Genomic DNA, 17,012 nt, shown 5'->3' with positions numbered 1-17,012 from the left:
TAGTAATGTTGTTGTCAGCTGGCTTTGTGCATTGAGACATCAAGATGGTCGACAACTTCGGCCCAATCGGCATCTTCTTCCACGGCTTCACGAAGAAATTCAGCTTGGCCTTCGTTCCAGCAGGGAGCATCCGCGAGCGGCATTTCTTTGGGTAGAGGAGAGTGGCGTTCAATAAAGTGCTCAATGGACTGTGCATCCGAGCGTAGCCCGAGCTGTTCAAATAGCTCGCTAAAATGGTGTACAGGCTGTTCCATACGCTGCTTTCCTTTTGGTTATTAACGTATGTTTAAACATAGCGTGTATAAGTGATGACGCCAGTGCGAATTGCTCGGCGTGCGGTGTTTAGCGCTCGCCGACAAGTGATGTTAAAAATCGCTGGCGCCGATCATCCATTGACAGAGGTTGAGCCAGTAGATGAATGAGCTTGGTGAAAGCCGCCTCTGGTGTCATGTTATCGCCTGACAATAGGCCCGCTTCTGCCAAGCCATGGCCAGCGGCATAGGCGCCCAGATGAATGCTGCCCTGGGGGCACTGGCTAATAGCGGCCAACAGCTTTCCTTCACCACTGGCGTTAGCGATGACATCAATCAGAGCCGGGTCGTTGGGTATATTACCTGATCCCCAAAGCTGGAGTAGAGCACCCTTTACGCGTGAGTCACCCAGCAGGGCTTCCAATTGCCAAGGCGATATGCCTGGCCACAATGCCAGCCTGATAACGTCGCCATTGGAGACGGTGTGATAGTCAGAGAGCTCGAAACGTGGGGCGCCACGTTGCTGAAATCCTAGACCTCTACTTGGGTAATAAATGAAATCGTCGCCGACGCGTTCACCGATAAATGGATAGCTTGGCGAGATAAAGGCATCTAAGGCTTCTGCGTGCTGTTTGATGGCTCGTGAACCCCTCAGAAGGCGATTTGAAAAATAGATCGCAACCTCTTGTAATTCAGCGTTGGCAGCAAACTTTAGCGCACCGTGGAGGTTGTCGATCGCATCGCTATTAGCTGTTTCAAGAGGATGCATAGATCCTGTTAAAACAACCGGGCGGTCAATCCCTTGTAGCTGGTAGGCAAGACTCGAAGCGGTCCAGCTTAGGGTGTCTGTTCCGTGGATAACAACAAATCCACGATAGGTGGCTAGGTGAGCAGCAATATCCTTGGCTATCTGTTGCCAGGTCAGTGGTGTTGCTGCACTTGAGTCGATTAATGATGGATAACTTAGAACGTCATAGGCAGGTAGGGCATGTTGATGCAATAAAGGAAGCTGGCTTAATGCGTCTGCCATGCGATCTTGAAAATTTCCCCCAGGGGTTAGCCCCTTTACATTTGGCTGCATGCCAATGGTGCCACCCGTATAAATCACCAACACACGTTCTTGAGTGGGGGCGGCGTTTACCAGAGGAGAAGTGATGCTCATAGCCGTTTCCTGAATTGGGCGAATCGAAATAGTTGTGCTTAAGTGGTCGTATCTCAAAAGTTGTATCGAAGTTGGTGCTGTTGAGAGAGGTTGTTAGCCGCGATGGACTAATAATTCGCCACTTTGATCGTCTAGTCGACGGTTACGCCCAGCTAATAATGCGAACCCGCAACAAAGAGTAATCAGTAAAATGAGCAGCCACGCTATATGGGCTAACTCTGCTCCGGCTTGCAACATCACTCCAACCCCAAACGGCCCCAGCGCTGCCAACGTATAGCCCCCACCCTGTACTAAGCCAGAAAGCTGCCCTGCGAGACGCGAGTTAGCCGTTCGTAACACCAACAGGCTCAGTGCTAGGCTAAAGCTGCCGCCCTGGCCAATGCCAAGCAGTACGGCACCAGGCCACTTCCATGCTAGCGGTGCAATAAGCAACATCCAAAGCCCCAGTGCAGTGCTAAAAAGTACTAGTAACAATGCAGGGCGTTGATCACGGGTTAAGCGGGCAAGCCAAGGTGCGCCCAGCGCTGAACCTAGTTGACACATGATTGAGATGGCCATTGTCCAGCCGGCCGCTGCTTCATCATAGCCTCTATACACTAATAACGTGGGCAGCCACCCAAAGACAATATAAGCCATGGAAGACTGGATGCCCATGAACAGCATGACATGCCACGTAAGTGGTTTGCGCATTAACTGGGCAAGCGAAGAAGATGTTCTCGGGTTGGGCTGGGTGCATTGAGTCGTTGGAATGTTGATCAGCCAGAGTGCCAGCGCAACAAGCGCTAACAGTGACCAGCTCATTAGACTCAACTGCCAGCTGCCTAGCCATTGCATCAGTGGAACGCTAAGACCAGCGCCTAGTGCACCGCCGAAACACAACGCCATGGTGTATAAGCCTGTCAGAAGATCGGCGCTGTGGGGTAGCTCTCGTTTAACGAGCGCTGGGAGAAGGGTGCCGCCAAGGCCAATCGCGCTGCCTGCCATTGCAGAGCCAATAAAAAGCGCGCCAGGAACTGGCAGGCCTCTTAAGATTAACCCGCAGGCTAGTAAAAGCAGTGCAGTGCTCAAAGCCCGCTCGCTGCCTATATGCTTGGCCAGCAGCGGGGCAAGAGGGGCTGATAAACCTAAAAAAAGCACGGGTAACGTAGTTAAGATGCCCGCTGCTGCAGGACTTAAACCAGCAGTTTCTTGCAGTCGGGCAAGAAAAGGTGCAACTGATGACATGGCAGGGCGTAAATTAAGCCCTACCACGAACATCAGAATAATAAAGGTGCATGCGCGACGAGATGCCATGCTTACGCTTATTTGAGATGAGGGCGTAAGTCGCCGCGAACCGCATCAAGCAAGGTAATGAAGTGATAATCTTGCTGCGTGTCCAAACAGTCTACGCGCACCTCGGTACGCATTCCTTTATCAATATCTAGTTTATCGTAGATTTCGAGGGTTAATTTACGTGCAGGTTTATCCCCTGGCGTAATAATGCCGTCTTCCAGCGTAAATGTTTCAAGTAGCGTTACCCGCACTCGCGTGCTGCTCTCTTCGCTGAGTACGCGTCTTACAAATAACCACCCTTCACAGGGCAGCGATTCGTTATTATTACGTTCACGTAAGAAAAGCGTGCGATAACAGGCACCCTCCGTAGAGGCCTTTTCTGCCATGCTGCGATACGCCTGGAGTACCTGTCCAGCTGATGCTCGTGCATCTTCTAGCCGCTGTGAAATACCTTGGTGCTCACGGCTTAGCTGCTCTTGACGTTGAAAGGTAAGCCACTGGCGATAATCGTTAATAAGTTGAGATGACGCCATAATCACTCCATGAATAAATTAAGCTGTACCAGCGGAATACGCGAATCGACAACCTTCGCATATTCCTAGGCTAAGAGCTAGCGACGGGCGCGTCGGCGACGTTCACCACCAGTATTCGCTGCTTGTCCTTCCGGTTTGCGCTTGGCGCGGGGTTGTTTCTGACCACGGCGGCCATTTTCGATGGGCTCTGGCTTGGCGTTGGGATCAGGTTCAAAACCGGGCTCGATACGTTTAGGCAGGTTTTGCTTAATAAGCCGCTCAATCCCGCTCAGCAAGACGTGTTCGTCGACACATACGAGCGAAACTGCCTCTCCATCGCTACCCGCTCGGCCGGTCCGTCCAATGCGGTGAACATAGTCCTCTGCCACATTAGGTAAGTCGAAGTTAACGACATGAGGGAGTTCGTTGATATCTAACCCACGAGCGGCAATGTCAGTGGCGACAAGTACCTGTAAATCACCGCTTTTGAAAGCACCTAGTGCACGCGTTCTAGCACCTTGGCTCTTATTGCCATGAATGGCCATGGCGGGTATGTCTTGCTTAGAAAGCTGCTCTGCTAAGCGGTTTGCGCCATGCTTGGTACGAGTAAAAACGAGTACCTGAAACCAGCCATGCTGCTGAATTAAATGAGCTAGCAGCTCGCGTTTTTTATCACGGTCTACTCGGTAAATGGTTTGCTCAATCTTTTCAGCTGTCGTATTACGAGGTGCGACTTCTATCAACGCCGGATTGTTAAGCAGCTGTTGCGCCAGTAACTGAATTTCATTGGAAAAGGTTGCAGAAAACAGTAGATTTTGGCGCTGTTTCGGTACTAGGCGTAATAACCGCTTAATATCATGGATGAATCCCATGTCGAGCATGCGGTCAGCTTCATCGAGCACCAGGATTTCGACCGCCGATAGATCCACATGACCTTGCTGATGCAAGTCCAACAGTCTACCTGGGGTGGCTACCAATACATCAAGTCCCGCTTTAAGTGCATCAACTTGTGGTTGTTGGCCAACACCGCCGAAAATAATATGCGAGCGTAAAGAGAGGTGCTTGCCGTAAACGGTCACACTTTCACCTACCTGGGCAGCAAGCTCACGAGTAGGGGTGAGCACTAACGCGCGTACTTGGCGTTTGCCGGGACGTTTGCCATCCGCTAACCGCTGCAACATGGGTAACGTAAAACCAGCGGTTTTGCCCGTGCCAGTTTGCGCACTGGCAAGCATGTCGCGACCTTCAAGTACGACGGGAATAGCTTTTTGTTGAATAGGGGTAGGCTGTGTATAGCCCTGCGCGGTAACCGCGCGTAGTAAATCGTCGTGCAGACCAAGTTCAGAAAAGCTCATGCGTTCTCCGCAATCGCTTAGTAAGTGACGTCGCTTGGCGTCGTCGTTACTGAGCGTAATGTTCAAAAAGCGAGGATGGTACACCGTCGCGGCAGCGAAGTTTGCCAGATAAAGTGCGATGCCGCGATGGTCATTTTTTTGCCGATCAAGACGGTGAAATAGACATTGGCCTGAATCGGGGGTGACGTGGTAGCGCTGAAAGATGACTCCTTTAGTATATCATGGATCCTTCATTTCAGCGTTTAACATAGGGATGGGGGCATCCTAACAATGGCACATCTAAAAATAATTTCCTTTGCGTATCTCGTTGGCAATTTGCAGGGCTACCTTATCCCAGCTTTCGCCAAGCGAGCGTACCAATGCAGGGTAACCATCCTGCTGTAGCTCTGTTTCAGCAGAAAAGCTTTTTAGCGCAAGCAGTTTGTTATCAGCACTGCGTAATTGCCATTGTCCGCTGGCCACCGCCCGCCCGTCGTGTCGTCCCTGAAATTGATCAACTTCAAGCAGTAACGTGAGCGCTTCAGGCGCATTGCCGTCAGCGTGAACGACTTGAACGGACATAAGCTCTTGAGATAGTTGAACGCGCAATGCACGCTCTAATTGGCGTCCAATACTTTCAGCCCATTGATGTTCACGGGCTTCATTTAGGGTGATGTCATCAAGCTGCATGACGATACCATCTACATCTAGATAGTGTGCTAAACGTGGTGGCCGCACCTGCAGTGTGCCAATGGAATGGCTTGGCGCATTCACAGCGCTTTTGCTCGGTAGCATGTAGCGAGAGGGTGGTGTAACACTGCTAGCGCAAGCGCTTAGCAGTATGCAAAGGCTAAGCAGTGATACATAGCGGATTGCCTTACAGCGCATAGTAAGTTCCTTCTTAACGTGGTGCGCGAGGCACGGGATCTTGGGTATCCAGATTATCGAACAGGAGCGCCCTTGGATTTTCATTTAATGTGCGGGTAAGTGGTTGTAAGTCGCGCATTAAGCGATCAAGTCGTTGAATAGCCGTTGTTAATTCTTGATAGGCTGGAGATGACGGCGATACACCTTGCAAGGTGCTACGCAGCTCCTCAAGGGTGGCATTTATGTTTCCGCTGACTGCCTGAGTATCTGGGTCATTCAGCAGCTGATTGATGGAAGTGCTTACCTGACGTATTTCGTTGAGAACACTTTCAGATGCTTGTAAGTTTCGGTCTAAACCCGCGAGGAGTGGTTCAACTTCAAGCGCGTTTAATTTCTCAAGTAGGCTGGTTACCTGCGCTTGGATCTGCGCAAAGCCGCCAGCGACCGAGGGAAATACTGTCCGCTCGGAGAACGTTTCAGCGACATATTCGTTAGCCAATTCACGTTGAAAATTAAGGTCAACGAAAAGTGCACCCGTTAATAAGCTGCCATTTTTGAGCGATGCACGTAGTCCTAGTCCGAAAAGGCGCTTAAAGCGAGAGTCCCATTCTTCTATGTCAATATCGGTGTTCTCAATGCCCAGCCGCTGAGGCTCGATTCGAATTAGCACTGGAATAGCAAACTGCGAACGAGAATCGGGCTGTGGTGCAGTAAAATTCCAGGGTACGGAGGCAACCGTGCCGATTCTTACACCACGAAATTCGACGGGGGCACCTTTCGATAACCCGCGAACGGTATCATCGACCAACATCACGTATTCAAGATACCGGTTAAAGGTTCCTTCTCGGGCAGTATTTTCATCTGCATAGAGGTTAAAACGAGCATTAGGCTCTACTGGCTGCCCCATCGGCAGGTCTTCTGGCACGCCAAAAGTAACACCGCCTCCCAGCAACGCTTCAAGGGATTCAACATTGACTCGTACACCGTCGGCATCTAGTTGAAAATCAACACCGCTCGATGTCCAAAAACGAGTGCTATCCGTCACCAGTTGACCGTAAGGTTCTTCAATAAATACTTGATGGTGCATTGTGCGAGATTCAGTATCAAAGCGAGTATCTTCAACTCGCCCCACGGTATAACCCTGATAAGAGACAGGGTCGCCTATGCGAAGCGAGTTACCTAGCTGGCTGACCAGACTGATTTGCAAGCCAGCCTGTCCGGCTGGTGCAACAGGCGGTGTATCACTTACCGTAAACTCGCGCTCAGGCTCATCAGATTGACCTGCCTCTAGCTGAATATAGGCGCCAGACAATACAGTGCCCAAGCCGCTGATGCCTTCGCGGCCAATACGTGGCTTCACTACCCAGAACCGGCTATCTTCTCTAAGCATTGCCTCCGCTTCTGGTTGAATACGGGCGGTCATGACCGCGTGCGAAAGATCATCAGACAGGCGAACGTTTTGAACTCTGCCAATTTCAACATTTCGACTTCGAATGAGCGTACTGCCCGCTTCGATACCTTCCGCGCTGTCCATTGTTAGCGTAACGAGCGTACCTCGGCTTGCGTAGTTGTCGTAGACAAGCCAAAGCCCGATCACAACAGCAACGATTGGCACGATCCAAATCGGAGAGAGCCGCGTTTGCGGTGATGACTTTGCACGATGTAAGTCGTTGTTGTCGTTAGTGTCAGCTTTCTTTGGTGTTGAATCATTAGCCATCAACAGTTTCCTTGGTGGCCGTTTTACGGCGAGTAGAGCTAGGGGGCGGGGTGTCCCAAATTAAGCGCGGATCAAATGTCATAGCAGCTAACATTGTCAGCACAACGACGGCAGCAAATGCGAGCGCTGCGGGCCCCGGTGTAATTGACATTAAAGAACCAGCACGAATCAAAGCAACCAATATGGCAACTACAAATACGTCAACCATCGACCATCGGCCTATAAATTCAGTGAGCCGGTAAAGCCGGGTGCGGCTTTGTGCATTAAGTTCGTTGCTATGTTTTATAACCATACAGAGCCAAATCAATGCGACAAGCTTACCAACGGGAACGATGACACTCGCCACAAAGATTACAGCGGCTACTGGCCAAGAGCCCATTTGCATGAGTTGTACAACGCCACCGATGATCGTTGAGGGTGACGAGTGCCCTAAACTGGTAGTGGTCATAATAGGGTATACATTAGCGGGTATATACATTACCGCTGCTGCAAAAAGCAGTGCCCAGGTGCGCTGTAAGCTATGAGGGAGCCGTGGGTGGAGCTTTTCATGGCAGCGTAGACAGCGTCCCTTTCCAGGCTCAGGAAGGCGATTAATCAGGCCGCAGGTCGGGCAGCCGGTTATCCCTTGGCTAGCAGCCGTCGTCCCTGTGCGAGTGCCTTCAGGCGCGAGGGGCTCTTTCTCTAATGAGAACCACATCCAATCCGAATCAATAGATTGCGTCGTTAACAGTAAAAGGATGGCAAATACGCTGAATGCCCAGAAAGAGATGCCCAGTTCAATTTGTGCCATGCCAGCTATTTTTATCAAACTAACCAGTGCACCAACGATGAAGACATCAGCCATCATCCATGGGTTAAGCCTTGCTAGTGAACGGGCGATGTCTCGGCTAAACGGCATTGGATGGCCGCGCAGTAAACCAAATTGGAGCCAGATAACGCCAATTAGATAAATCGCAGGCAGTACAACAATGGTCATAATGACAGCAATGGCGACAATAGGCTGATGAAAAGCGATCAACGTAGTGGCGGTCTGTGAAAGTTCTATGCGATTACCAATGCCACTGACACTAAAGCTTACAAAGGGAAACGACACTGCCACAAGTAGTGCTATCAGGGATGAAAGAGCTAGCGCCATACTTCTCTGAGCAGGATATCGATGCCGCTTTACTAGCACATGCGAGCAGCGTGGGCAGGATGCTTTCTCTCCAGACCCGAGTGGAGGAAGCGCAGAGACCCAGTCACATTCATGACAGGCGCGTAAGCGTCTGCGTTGAACGCGTGCTTCGGGAGGGTGGCAGTCGACCTGAGGTGTGTTCACCCTCAAAGAAGGTCGTTTGATAAACTGATAGTGAGGCAACAGCTAATTCTCAATACGTTGAGGAGTTCAAATTAGTACGGTGGGCAGATACCACTGTCAAATCGCGTCGTATAATCGCGCCACCAAAACAGCACTTGACCTAACTAAGTAGTTAGACAAGGATGCCCCGGCAATGGTGCCTAATGATAGTGCCTAACATTACGATATTAAGGAAATGAAATAATGTTGCTCCCTTTTTTGGCTGTTGTCGTGGGATTAGTGCTTCTTGTATGGAGCGCTGAGAAATTTATCGATGGTGCTGCAGCTACCTCAAGGTGGTTAGGGCTATCGCCTCTATTAATTGGCATGCTGGTCATTGGTTTTGGCACCTCTGCACCAGAAATGATGGTGTCAGTGTTGGCGGCTATACAAGGAAATCCTGGTTTAGCGATAGGTAATGCATATGGTTCCAATATCGCTAATATTGGTCTTGTCTTGGGATTTGTTGCGTTGATAGCTCCTTTAGCGGTGCATTCGGGGGTGATACGCAAAGAGATGCCGCTGTTGATAGGTGTCATGCTTCTAACGGGTTATATGCTATATGACGGTTGGATTTCTCGCGGAGAAGCCATCTTGTTGCTAGGCGCGCTGGCGCTCTTTATTGGGGTCAGTATTGTTCGTTCACGGGGACAGCAAGATGATCCGCTAGTCGGTGAAGTAGCAGAGGCGCTTGATAGTAAGGCCATGTCGCGTGGCAAAGCGATTATGTGGACGTTAATTGGGTTGGTACTGTTGATCGCAAGCTCGCGCATCTTAGTGTGGGGAGCGGTCGAAATAGCGATAGCTTTTGGAGTCAGCGACTTAATTATTGGGTTAACCGTTGTTGCAATTGGCACGTCTCTACCCGAGCTTGCTTCCTCTATTAGTGCTTTGCGCCGCAAAGAGCATGATATGGTGTTAGGTAATGTAGTGGGTTCTAATTTATTCAATAGCTTGGCAGTGGTAGGCCTTGCAGGTGTTATTACACCGATTGAAGTGGGGCGCGAGGTATTAATTCGTGATTGGAGCGTCATGACCTTTATGACCTTAATGATGGTGTTTTTTGCCTTCTCCTGGCGGGGGCGCCCACGGCGTATAAACCGTATCGAGGGTGGTTTATTGTTCTCTATGTTCATTGCTTATACCGGCTACATGGTCAGCATCGTAGTGATGTCTTAGCTGCGTCAATGTGACGCGGTCTATAAAAAGAACTAGTGGTGTATAGCTTTTGTCACAGTCTCAAATTACAACACATTCGAAGATCAAGCTTAGTAGCTGCAGCTGTCATCGTTCTTAGCACTAAAATGCAGCACCAGTGAGGCTCAACTAAGCTTGTGTGGCCCGTTAATGGGATACTTATCCAGGTCTTAGGAGAGTGTGATGGAGCTTGATCCCCTTGTACTATCACGAATTCAGTTTGCCTTTGTAGTTTCGTTTCACGCGATTTTTCCAGTTTTCACCATTGGGCTGGCATCTTACATAGCGCTACTCCATGGGCTTTTTTTTAAAACTAAAAATCCCGCTTGGGACCGTCTATCGTTGTTTTGGACAAAGGTGTTTGCGGTTGTCTTTGGCATGGGAGTGGTGTCTGGCATTGTCATGTCGTTTCAGTTCGGCACCAACTGGAGTAACTTTTCCTTAGCTGCGTCAAACTTTCTAGGTCCGGTATTAAGCTATGAAGTTGTGACAGCTTTCTTCTTGGAAGCGGCCTTTCTGGGCGTGCTGCTATTTGGGCGCGGTAAAGTGCCTCAAGGTGTCCACTTGTTTGCAGCCATCATGGTAGCTGTGGGCACCTTTATTTCCTCTTTCTGGATTTTGTCGGCAAATAGCTGGATGCACACGCCAGCCGGCGTGGAGTTGATTGATAACCGCTTCCATGTGACCTCGTGGTTACAAGCGATTTTTAATCCGTCCTTTCCCTACCGCTTTGCTCATATGGCCATGGCGTCATTCTTAACCGGCGGTTTCGTGGTGGCCGGTGTAAGTGCTTGGTTCCTTCTCCGTGGTCGTGATCTAGAAGCTAACCGCCGAGCGCTGTCGATGTGTTTGTGGTTGCTGTTGTTCCTAGCCCCAGCGCAGGCTGTGGTTGGCGATTTTCACGGCCTCAACACGTTAGAGCATCAGCCAACTAAAGTGGCGGCAATGGAAGGTCACTGGGAAACGTCATCGAACGTACCGCTCCTGTTATTCGCAATTCCTGATCAGGAAGCACAGGCAAATCACTTTGAGTTGGGCATTCCAAATCTAGCCAGCATTATTCTTACTCATTCGCCTGAGGGTGAGATTCCCGGCATTACCGAGGTAGCACCAGATGAGCAGCCGCCGGTTTTCATTGTGTTCTGGGCATTTCGAGTGATGGTGGGAATTGGGTTATTAATGATTGCGACTGCGCTTATTGGATTGCTTATGCGTAGCAAAGGAAGGGTGTATCAACATTCGGCCTACTTGAAAGCATTGGTCTTCATGATACCCATGCCGTTTGTTGCGGTGCTAGCAGGCTGGATTGTCACAGAGGCCGGGCGCGCTCCTTGGTTGGTATACGGCATTATGACGCATTCTGAAGGGTTAACGCCTTCTCTTACTGGGCCAATGGCGCTGTTTACGTTGGTGGGCTACGTGCTGGTATACGCGGTAGTGTTTTACGCTGGCATTTATTACCTAACACGTGTGGTACGCAACGGTATGCTGCCTGAAGAGGAACGGGAGGCAACTTCAGAAAACTTCAAACGTCCGATGCGGCCCTTTTCAGCTGCGCATACGCCTTTTGATGAGGATGTTGATCCGGCAAGGAGCTAAATATGGAAGTGTTGGATTTAACGCTACTGATGAATCCTGTCAGGCCCATTTGGAACGGAAGCGAAATATGATTGATATCGGTTGGGGCTGGTTGGTTAGGCGTTCTCTTGTGGACGTATTTGGCTTGGATATATCCATTGTTGGCAAGGCGCGATCATCAAGTGAGGAGTGCCACTAACGTTATGGCGACATCTAAATCAGATCAGGTAATGTCCTTAACCTCACGCTCATGGTTGAAATCACTCGCTCGGCGTGAGCAAAAAAAGCTCACGCTAGCAGCGATATGGGGAGTGCTTGCAGGGGGGCATACGGTTTTACTAGTGGTGGGGCTTGCGTGGGTTATCGATCAGCTTGTAATTCATGGCCGCTCACCGACATCACTGACAGCTTTTTTCTTTGGGTTGATGGCAGTGGTGCTGCTTCGCTCACTATTTCAAGCAATGCAAGAAGCCAGTAGTGCAGAGGCAAGTCTCCGTATTCGACAGCATGCGCGAGAGATGTTGCTAAATAAAGTGGCGACGCTTGGCCCAGTTTGGCTTACCCGCCAGCAGAGTGGCGCGATAGCGACCCAGGCGGTAGAGCATGTTGAAGCGTTGGATGGTTATTTCGCACGCTTTTATCCGCAGATGAGGATTGTCGTCGCATTACCGTTACTGGTGCTTTGCATTGTTGGCTTGCTGGACTACCTTGTCGCCATCTTTTTATTGCTTTCAGCGCCGCTTATCCCGCTTTTTATGGCGTTGGTTGGTATGGGCGCTGAGCGTTTGAATCGTGATCAATTCATGGCTGTGTCGCGTTTGTCAGCTCACTTTGTAGATCGGGTCAGGGGAATGACGACACTGCAACTGTTTGGCCATACCAAGTCAGCACAAAAAGATGTTTGGTATGCCACTGATGACTATCGACGACTAAGCATGCGCACGCTGCGATTAGCTTTTTTGTCATCAGCAGTGCTTGAGTTTTTTGCATCAGTTGCGATTGCTGTTGTAGCAATGTACGTCGGTTTTGGCCTGCTAGGTTATATCGACTATGGGCCATCGTCGTCACTAACCCTCTTTACTGGGCTAGCCGTTTTGCTGCTGGCGCCAGAGTTTTTTCAGCCTCTGCGAACGCTATCCCAGCACTATCATGATCGCGCGGCAGCATTAGGAGCGGCTGAAAGTGTTGTGGCAATACTTAATGAGCCAGATCTAGTCCCTTCAGCCTCTTCAATGCCTCACGCTGAGGATGCTGTCATTGAGCTTCGTGGGGTTGACATTGGGTATGAGGGTCGCGCCACGGTATTGGCTGCTCTGGACGCCACTATTCGACGAAGTGACGTGGTTGCCATCACCGGTGAATCGGGTAGCGGTAAATCATCCATCCTAGCCTTAATGGCTGGTTTTATGATGCCTAGCAGCGGCGAGTGCCGCTATCGTCACGGTGGCCAAGTTGCCTGGCTGGATCAAACCCCTTGTATCATTCAGGGGACTCTTGCCGATAACTTACGCTTGGCCGCTCCTGAGGCGGATCAAGCATCAATGGCCCAAGCGCTGCAGCGGGCGGGGCTAGGCGAGTTGTTGTCTCAGTTGCCTGATGGCCTGGAAAGTAAGGTAGGCGAGCGTGGTGTAGGGCTGTCTGGTGGCCAAGCGCAACGCCTTACACTGGCGCGTGTATACCTTAGCGAGGCGCAACTAGTTTTGTTAGACGAACCAACGGCGAGCTTAGACGCCATTACCGAGAAGGCCGTCATTCAAGCGTTGTTAGATTGGGCAAAGGAAGGCCGTACGCTAGTAATCGCAACGCATCATCCTGCGGTGGTGGCTGTTGCTAATCGCCACTTTACCTGTGAAGCAGGTCAGCTTATCGAGGCGACCGCATGAAGCAGTTTTATCATGATATGAAGCCGTGGCTGCTGATACTTCTGCGCCGTCGTCAGCGTTTTTTTGTTGGCGCGTTATTGGTGTGGGTAACGCTTCTGGCCGGCTTGGCCTTATTAGGGCTGTCAGGTTGGTTTATTACTGCGTGCGCGCTGGCCGGTATAGCGCTGGCGGCTGGTTTGCCCGTCACTTTGGATATTTATGTTCCCGGCGGTGGTATTCGTTTCTTTGCACTGTTGCGAACGGTGGCGCGTTACGCGGAGCGCCTTTATAACCACAACACTGTACTGACGTTGTTAGCTGATTTGCGCTACCGCGTGTTTGGCAATTTAACAAGGTTGGATGAAGCAACGCTTAAGCGCCGCCGTGCTAGTGAATGGCTAAGTCGCTTAACGTCGGATATTGATACGCTTGATAATCTGTATCTACGATTGCTAATCCCACCGTTTGTTGGACTGTTAAGCATACTTGTTGTCTCCGGCTTTATCTCTATCTGGCTGCCTGTGTTGGGCGGTTTGATAGCAGCTGTACTAAGTGTGCTATGGCTTGTGGTAACGGTTGGTTATGCGTGGCTTGGTTTTGGCAATAGCTATCAGCAAGTTAACGACCAAGAAGAGTTACGCCATCTGGTGCTTGATCAAGTACAAGCTTCGGCGGAGCTAATGAGCTACCAAACTAATCATTGGTATCGTACACGGGTTAATCAACACGAAGACCACGCGCTTAGTAATCAACGCCAGTTGGCCTATAAGTCGGCCATTGGCAATGCGCTCGTATCGGCGGTAACCGGCATGCTGGTGGTAGGTGTTTTATGGCTGGGCAGCTTCACTGTTGCAGCTGGCCAGGTGGCCGGGCCTATCGTTGTTATGGCGGTTATCGCGGTACTGGGCATAAATGAAGTATTCACTACGCTACCCGCCGCCTTTCTTAAAGCTGGTGCTAGCTATGGTGCTGCTCGGCGTTTAAATACATTGACTGGTATAGCGAGTGAGGCGCCATCGCAAGTCTTGCCTGACGCTTCTCGCGGACACGAAGTGGCGTTTCGCCATGTTTCATTGCGTTATCCTGATACGGCCCACTCTGTGCTTTCTGATATTACATTTACCTTGCCAGCCGGAGAGCGAGCGGTGGTGACGGGTATCTCTGGGGCAGGCAAGTCAACGCTGGCTAGTCTTATCATGGGTAGAATATCGTCCTCACAGGGACAGATTTACGTTGCCAGTTGCGCGCCTTCTAACGTCATTGCGGAAAGCCGCGCCAAACATTTTGCCTTGCTCACTCAGCAAGTTGATCTTTTTGATGGATCGTTAGCAGCGAATCTTCGTATTGCGAACCCGGAGGCAAGCGATGATCAACTGTGGGAAGTTCTCTCTCAAGTTGCGCTAGATGATTGGGTAAAGCAGCAGCCAAAGCGGCTTAAGACTCAAGTCGGTGAAAAAGGCCAGCAGCTCTCAGGAGGACAGGCACGTAGAGTGGCATTGGCTCGTGTTTTCTTGCGCGACCCAGCGGTGGTGCTATTAGATGAACCTTTTGCCGGTGTGGATGCATTAACCGCTATGCATATTGCTAAATCATTGGATCATTGGCTTATTGGTCGAACAGTGATCTATTTTATTCATCAAGTGGAAGAGCCGAGCTTGTTGCCGGGCGTTAACTATCACTGGCGACTTGCTGAGGGGAAGTTAAATACGGATACTCTTGATAATGTTGGAAATAATTTATCCTAATGCTAGGAGTTTCGTATGCATGAATTTCTTCTTCAGCTTCCTAAGGTAGAGCTCCATTTGCACATCGAAGGCTCCCTTGAGCCTGAGCTAATGTTTGAACTTGCCAAGCGGAATGGTATCGAGCTTCCTTACGCAACGGTTGAAGAGGCAAAAGCAGCTTATGAGTTCGATGACCTTCAGGGGTTCTTAAATCTTTACTATCAAGGCATGAATGTACTGCGCACGGAGCAGGATTTTTATGACTTGGCGATAGATTACTTCCAGCGTGCTCGTGGAGAAGGGGTAGTGCACATTGATATGCATTTTGACCCGCAGGCCCACCTCCAGCGTGGCATTCCTCTTGAGATAGTGATGGCGGGTTTGCTTCGTGCCAAGAAAGAGGCGGAGGCAACGCTTGATTTGTCTGTTGGTATGATTATGGCTTTTTTGCGTGATCGTCCCGCTGAAGAAGCGCTCAGCGTGCTTGAAAGCGCTGCACCGTATTGGAAGTTTTTAGATGCGATTGGTTTAGACAGTGCCGAGCGTGGTAACCCCCCGTTCAAGTTTCAGGCACTCTTTGCGCGAGCCAAAGAATTTGGCTTAGTGCGTGTTGCCCATGCAGGAGAAGAAGGGCCCGCTGAATATATTTCTGAAGCGCTGGACCTTCTCGATGTTCAGCGAATTGACCACGGGGTTCGCTGTCTCGAAAGTAACGCAGTGGTTAAGCGACTCAGGGAGCGTCAAATCGTACTAACGGTTTGCCCGCTTTCTAATGTCAGTCTAAAGGTGGTTGATGATCTTCGAGACCACCCTCTTCCTCAGTTGTTGAAAGAAAACCTCAAGGTGACGATTAGCTCAGACGATCCTGCTTATTTTGGAGGTGGGTTGCTGACAAATCATGTTGCTTGTGCTGAAGCGTTTGGCTGGGATGCTGATGTATTCCGCATGCTAAATCGTAATGCAATCGAAGAAGCTTTTGTTGATGAGCCTCGCCGCCAAGAGCTTTTGCTGCGCCTTGAGCAAGCATGAAAGGACCGCCGACTTCTGGTCGGCGGTGGCTCATTTAAGGAAGCGCAGGAACGTCAAATTCAGGCATTTCACCTGTTAACGTGTGCAAGAAAGCAGTAATCTCATCTATAGTTGTGGTATCAAATTCACGCCCCAACATTTCTTGCCCCATGATCGCGACAGCTTCCTCTAGCGTTTGTGTTGCGCCGTTATTCATATAGGGGTAAGTGACGGCCACATTGCGAAGGGTGGGTGTACGGAATCGGTATTTATCACCCTCTTCACCGGTGACAATATAGCGGCCAAGGTCTGTAGAGCCAGGTACCTGAATAGCATGAAATTGACTATCGGTTAAATTAGGGCCGCGGTGGCAGGCAATACAACCATTATCGACAAACGCGACCATTCCATTTTTTGCTTGCTCGCTAATGGCATCCATGTCGCCTTGTAAGTAACGGTCAAAAGGCGCATTCGGTGTATTAAGTGTCCGTTGAAACACGGCGAGTGCTTTTCCAAGGTTTTCTGCATTAATAGGATCTTCTTGGTTTGGGTAAGCCTCCGCGAATTTATCTTGATAAAGCTCAAATTCCGCAAGCCGTTCTAGCGCGTGATCAAGCTGCATGGCCATTTCGACATCGGCTTCGATGGGTCCTAATGCTTGTCCCTCGAGGTCGGGTTCGCGCCCATCCCAGAATTGTGCATTTAAAAATCCGCTGTTCAATACAGTCGGCGTGTTGCGTTCGCCAATTTGTCCGTTATGGCCCACTGCCCTGGGGATGCGGTCAGACCAGCCTAGCGCAGGGTTATGGCAGGTGGCACAGCTAATGACTCCGCTTGCAGAAATGCGTGGTTCAAAAAATAGCATATTGCCTAGCTCTACTTTCTCATCTGTTTGAGAGTTTTCAGCAGGTAATGGTGGCAGATGTGGCAGTGGTTCAAAACGAAGGCGATAATTCTCCATGTCATCATCGGCCAGCGTCATATTTGAAGCTATCAGTAATGCAGCTCCTGCTAAATAAACTGGACTCTTAAACAATTGCATATTATCCCCCTCCAGATGGCTGTTAAGTGTCGTGCTTTTTGTTTTGTATGAGCACTATTGAAATGCTAGCGCCAGTCTAGAAAGAAGGGGGAGAAAGAGGCTTGCGCTAGGTCAATTTTAGATTCGATCCTTTTTGCTCATTTTACTCAT

Annotated in this window: 14 protein-coding genes; 5 read left to right on the top strand and 9 right to left on the bottom strand. The window is 50.1% G+C overall.

Annotated elements, in window-relative coordinates:
- Positions 1-14 precede the first annotated feature (14 nt).
- From L1X57_RS16035 to L1X57_RS16000, 8 genes are all read right to left on the bottom strand, one after another.
- Positions 15-254: a DUF2789 domain-containing protein gene (locus L1X57_RS16035; protein ID WP_009723400.1), complete on the bottom strand. Its 240-nt coding sequence runs from the start codon at positions 252-254 to the stop codon at positions 15-17.
- Positions 255-342: 88 nt separating this feature from the next.
- A complete protein-coding gene (locus tag L1X57_RS16030) occupies positions 343-1,413 on the bottom strand; it encodes an asparaginase (protein ID WP_009723399.1) in 1,071 nt (356 codons plus the stop codon).
- A 93-nt stretch (positions 1,414-1,506) separates the two neighbouring features.
- A complete protein-coding gene (locus tag L1X57_RS16025) occupies positions 1,507-2,706 on the bottom strand; it encodes an MFS transporter (protein ID WP_009723398.1) in 1,200 nt (399 codons plus the stop codon).
- 8 nt (positions 2,707-2,714) lie between these two features.
- Positions 2,715-3,218, bottom strand: a complete 504-nt coding sequence (locus L1X57_RS16020) for a hypothetical protein (protein WP_009723397.1) — start codon at positions 3,216-3,218, stop codon at positions 2,715-2,717.
- A 77-nt stretch (positions 3,219-3,295) separates the two neighbouring features.
- A complete protein-coding gene (locus tag L1X57_RS16015) occupies positions 3,296-4,552 on the bottom strand; it encodes a DEAD/DEAH box helicase (protein WP_009723396.1) in 1,257 nt (418 codons plus the stop codon).
- 279 nt (positions 4,553-4,831) lie between these two features.
- Positions 4,832-5,419 carry a PqiC family protein gene (locus tag L1X57_RS16010; protein WP_009723395.1) on the bottom strand — a complete coding sequence of 196 codons (588 nt, stop codon included), beginning with the start codon at positions 5,417-5,419 and terminating at the stop codon, positions 4,832-4,834.
- A gap of 13 nt (positions 5,420-5,432) precedes the next feature.
- The gene (gene pqiB, locus L1X57_RS16005; RefSeq protein ID WP_009723394.1) at positions 5,433-7,115 is read right to left on the bottom strand and encodes an intermembrane transport protein PqiB; all 1,683 of its coding nucleotides are present in this window, start codon (positions 7,113-7,115) and stop codon (positions 5,433-5,435) included.
- Positions 7,108-8,454, bottom strand: coding sequence for a PqiA/YebS family transporter subunit (locus tag L1X57_RS16000; protein ID WP_039869185.1), 1,347 nt, complete (start codon positions 8,452-8,454; stop codon positions 7,108-7,110). Before L1X57_RS16000 ends, pqiB begins: the two co-directional genes overlap by 8 nt.
- 201 nt (positions 8,455-8,655) lie before the next feature.
- On the opposite strand from L1X57_RS16000, the gene L1X57_RS15995 reads away from it, so the two are divergent.
- The 5 genes from L1X57_RS15995 to L1X57_RS15975 all read left to right on the top strand — a co-directional run bounded on the left by L1X57_RS15995 (position 8,656) and on the right by L1X57_RS15975 (position 15,841).
- On the top strand, positions 8,656-9,630 hold the full coding sequence (locus L1X57_RS15995) for a calcium/sodium antiporter (protein ID WP_009723392.1): 975 nt from the start codon (positions 8,656-8,658) through the stop codon (positions 9,628-9,630).
- Positions 9,631-9,831: 201 nt separating this feature from the next.
- Entirely contained in the window at positions 9,832-11,247 is a 1,416-nt protein-coding gene (locus L1X57_RS15990; RefSeq protein ID WP_009723391.1) for a cytochrome ubiquinol oxidase subunit I, read from the top strand.
- A 182-nt stretch (positions 11,248-11,429) separates the two neighbouring features.
- Positions 11,430-13,109, top strand: coding sequence for a thiol reductant ABC exporter subunit CydD (cydD, locus tag L1X57_RS15985; protein ID WP_009723390.1), 1,680 nt, complete (start codon positions 11,430-11,432; stop codon positions 13,107-13,109).
- Entirely contained in the window at positions 13,106-14,833 is a 1,728-nt protein-coding gene (gene cydC / locus L1X57_RS15980; RefSeq protein WP_009723389.1) for a thiol reductant ABC exporter subunit CydC, read from the top strand. The genes cydD and cydC overlap by 4 nt, the downstream gene beginning before the upstream one ends.
- Positions 14,834-14,848: 15 nt before the next feature.
- Positions 14,849-15,841 carry an adenosine deaminase gene (locus tag L1X57_RS15975; protein WP_009723388.1) on the top strand — a complete coding sequence of 331 codons (993 nt, stop codon included), beginning with the start codon at positions 14,849-14,851 and terminating at the stop codon, positions 15,839-15,841.
- Between the two features lie 34 nt (positions 15,842-15,875).
- Here L1X57_RS15975 and L1X57_RS15970 read toward each other — a convergent pair whose 3' ends face one another.
- Positions 15,876-16,862, bottom strand: a complete 987-nt coding sequence (locus tag L1X57_RS15970) for a cytochrome-c peroxidase (protein ID WP_009723387.1) — start codon at positions 16,860-16,862, stop codon at positions 15,876-15,878.
- Between the last annotated feature and the right edge of the window lie 150 nt (positions 16,863-17,012).

Source organism: Halomonas sp. TD01 (assembly GCF_923868895.1).
GTDB lineage: Bacteria > Pseudomonadota > Gammaproteobacteria > Pseudomonadales > Halomonadaceae > Vreelandella.
The sequence above is the reverse complement of the archived record's forward strand: the minus strand, read 5'-3'. Positions and strand labels throughout refer to the sequence as shown.

Bases quoted from the DNA above. Each gene is read 5' to 3' on its own strand.
- L1X57_RS16035 (WP_009723400.1), bottom strand. From the start codon at position 254: ATGGAACAGCCTGTACACCATTTTAGCGAGCTATTTGAACAGCTCGGG.
- L1X57_RS16030 (WP_009723399.1), bottom strand. From the start codon at position 1,413: ATGAGCATCACTTCTCCTCTGGTAAACGCCGCCCCCACTCAAGAACGT.
- L1X57_RS16025 (WP_009723398.1), bottom strand. From the start codon at position 2,706: ATGGCATCTCGTCGCGCATGCACCTTTATTATTCTGATGTTCGTGGTA.
- L1X57_RS16020 (WP_009723397.1), bottom strand. From the start codon at position 3,218: ATGGCGTCATCTCAACTTATTAACGATTATCGCCAGTGGCTTACCTTT.
- L1X57_RS16015 (WP_009723396.1), bottom strand. From the start codon at position 4,552: ATGAGCTTTTCTGAACTTGGTCTGCACGACGATTTACTACGCGCGGTT.
- L1X57_RS16010 (WP_009723395.1), bottom strand. From the start codon at position 5,419: ATGCGCTGTAAGGCAATCCGCTATGTATCACTGCTTAGCCTTTGCATA.
- pqiB (WP_009723394.1), bottom strand. From the start codon at position 7,115: ATGGCTAATGATTCAACACCAAAGAAAGCTGACACTAACGACAACAAC.
- L1X57_RS15995 (WP_009723392.1), top strand. From the start codon at position 8,656: ATGTTGCTCCCTTTTTTGGCTGTTGTCGTGGGATTAGTGCTTCTTGTA.
- L1X57_RS15990 (WP_009723391.1), top strand. From the start codon at position 9,832: ATGGAGCTTGATCCCCTTGTACTATCACGAATTCAGTTTGCCTTTGTA.
- cydD (WP_009723390.1), top strand. From the start codon at position 11,430: ATGGCGACATCTAAATCAGATCAGGTAATGTCCTTAACCTCACGCTCA.
- cydC (WP_009723389.1), top strand. From the start codon at position 13,106: ATGAAGCAGTTTTATCATGATATGAAGCCGTGGCTGCTGATACTTCTG.
- L1X57_RS15975 (WP_009723388.1), top strand. From the start codon at position 14,849: ATGCATGAATTTCTTCTTCAGCTTCCTAAGGTAGAGCTCCATTTGCAC.
- L1X57_RS15970 (WP_009723387.1), bottom strand. From the start codon at position 16,862: ATGCAATTGTTTAAGAGTCCAGTTTATTTAGCAGGAGCTGCATTACTG.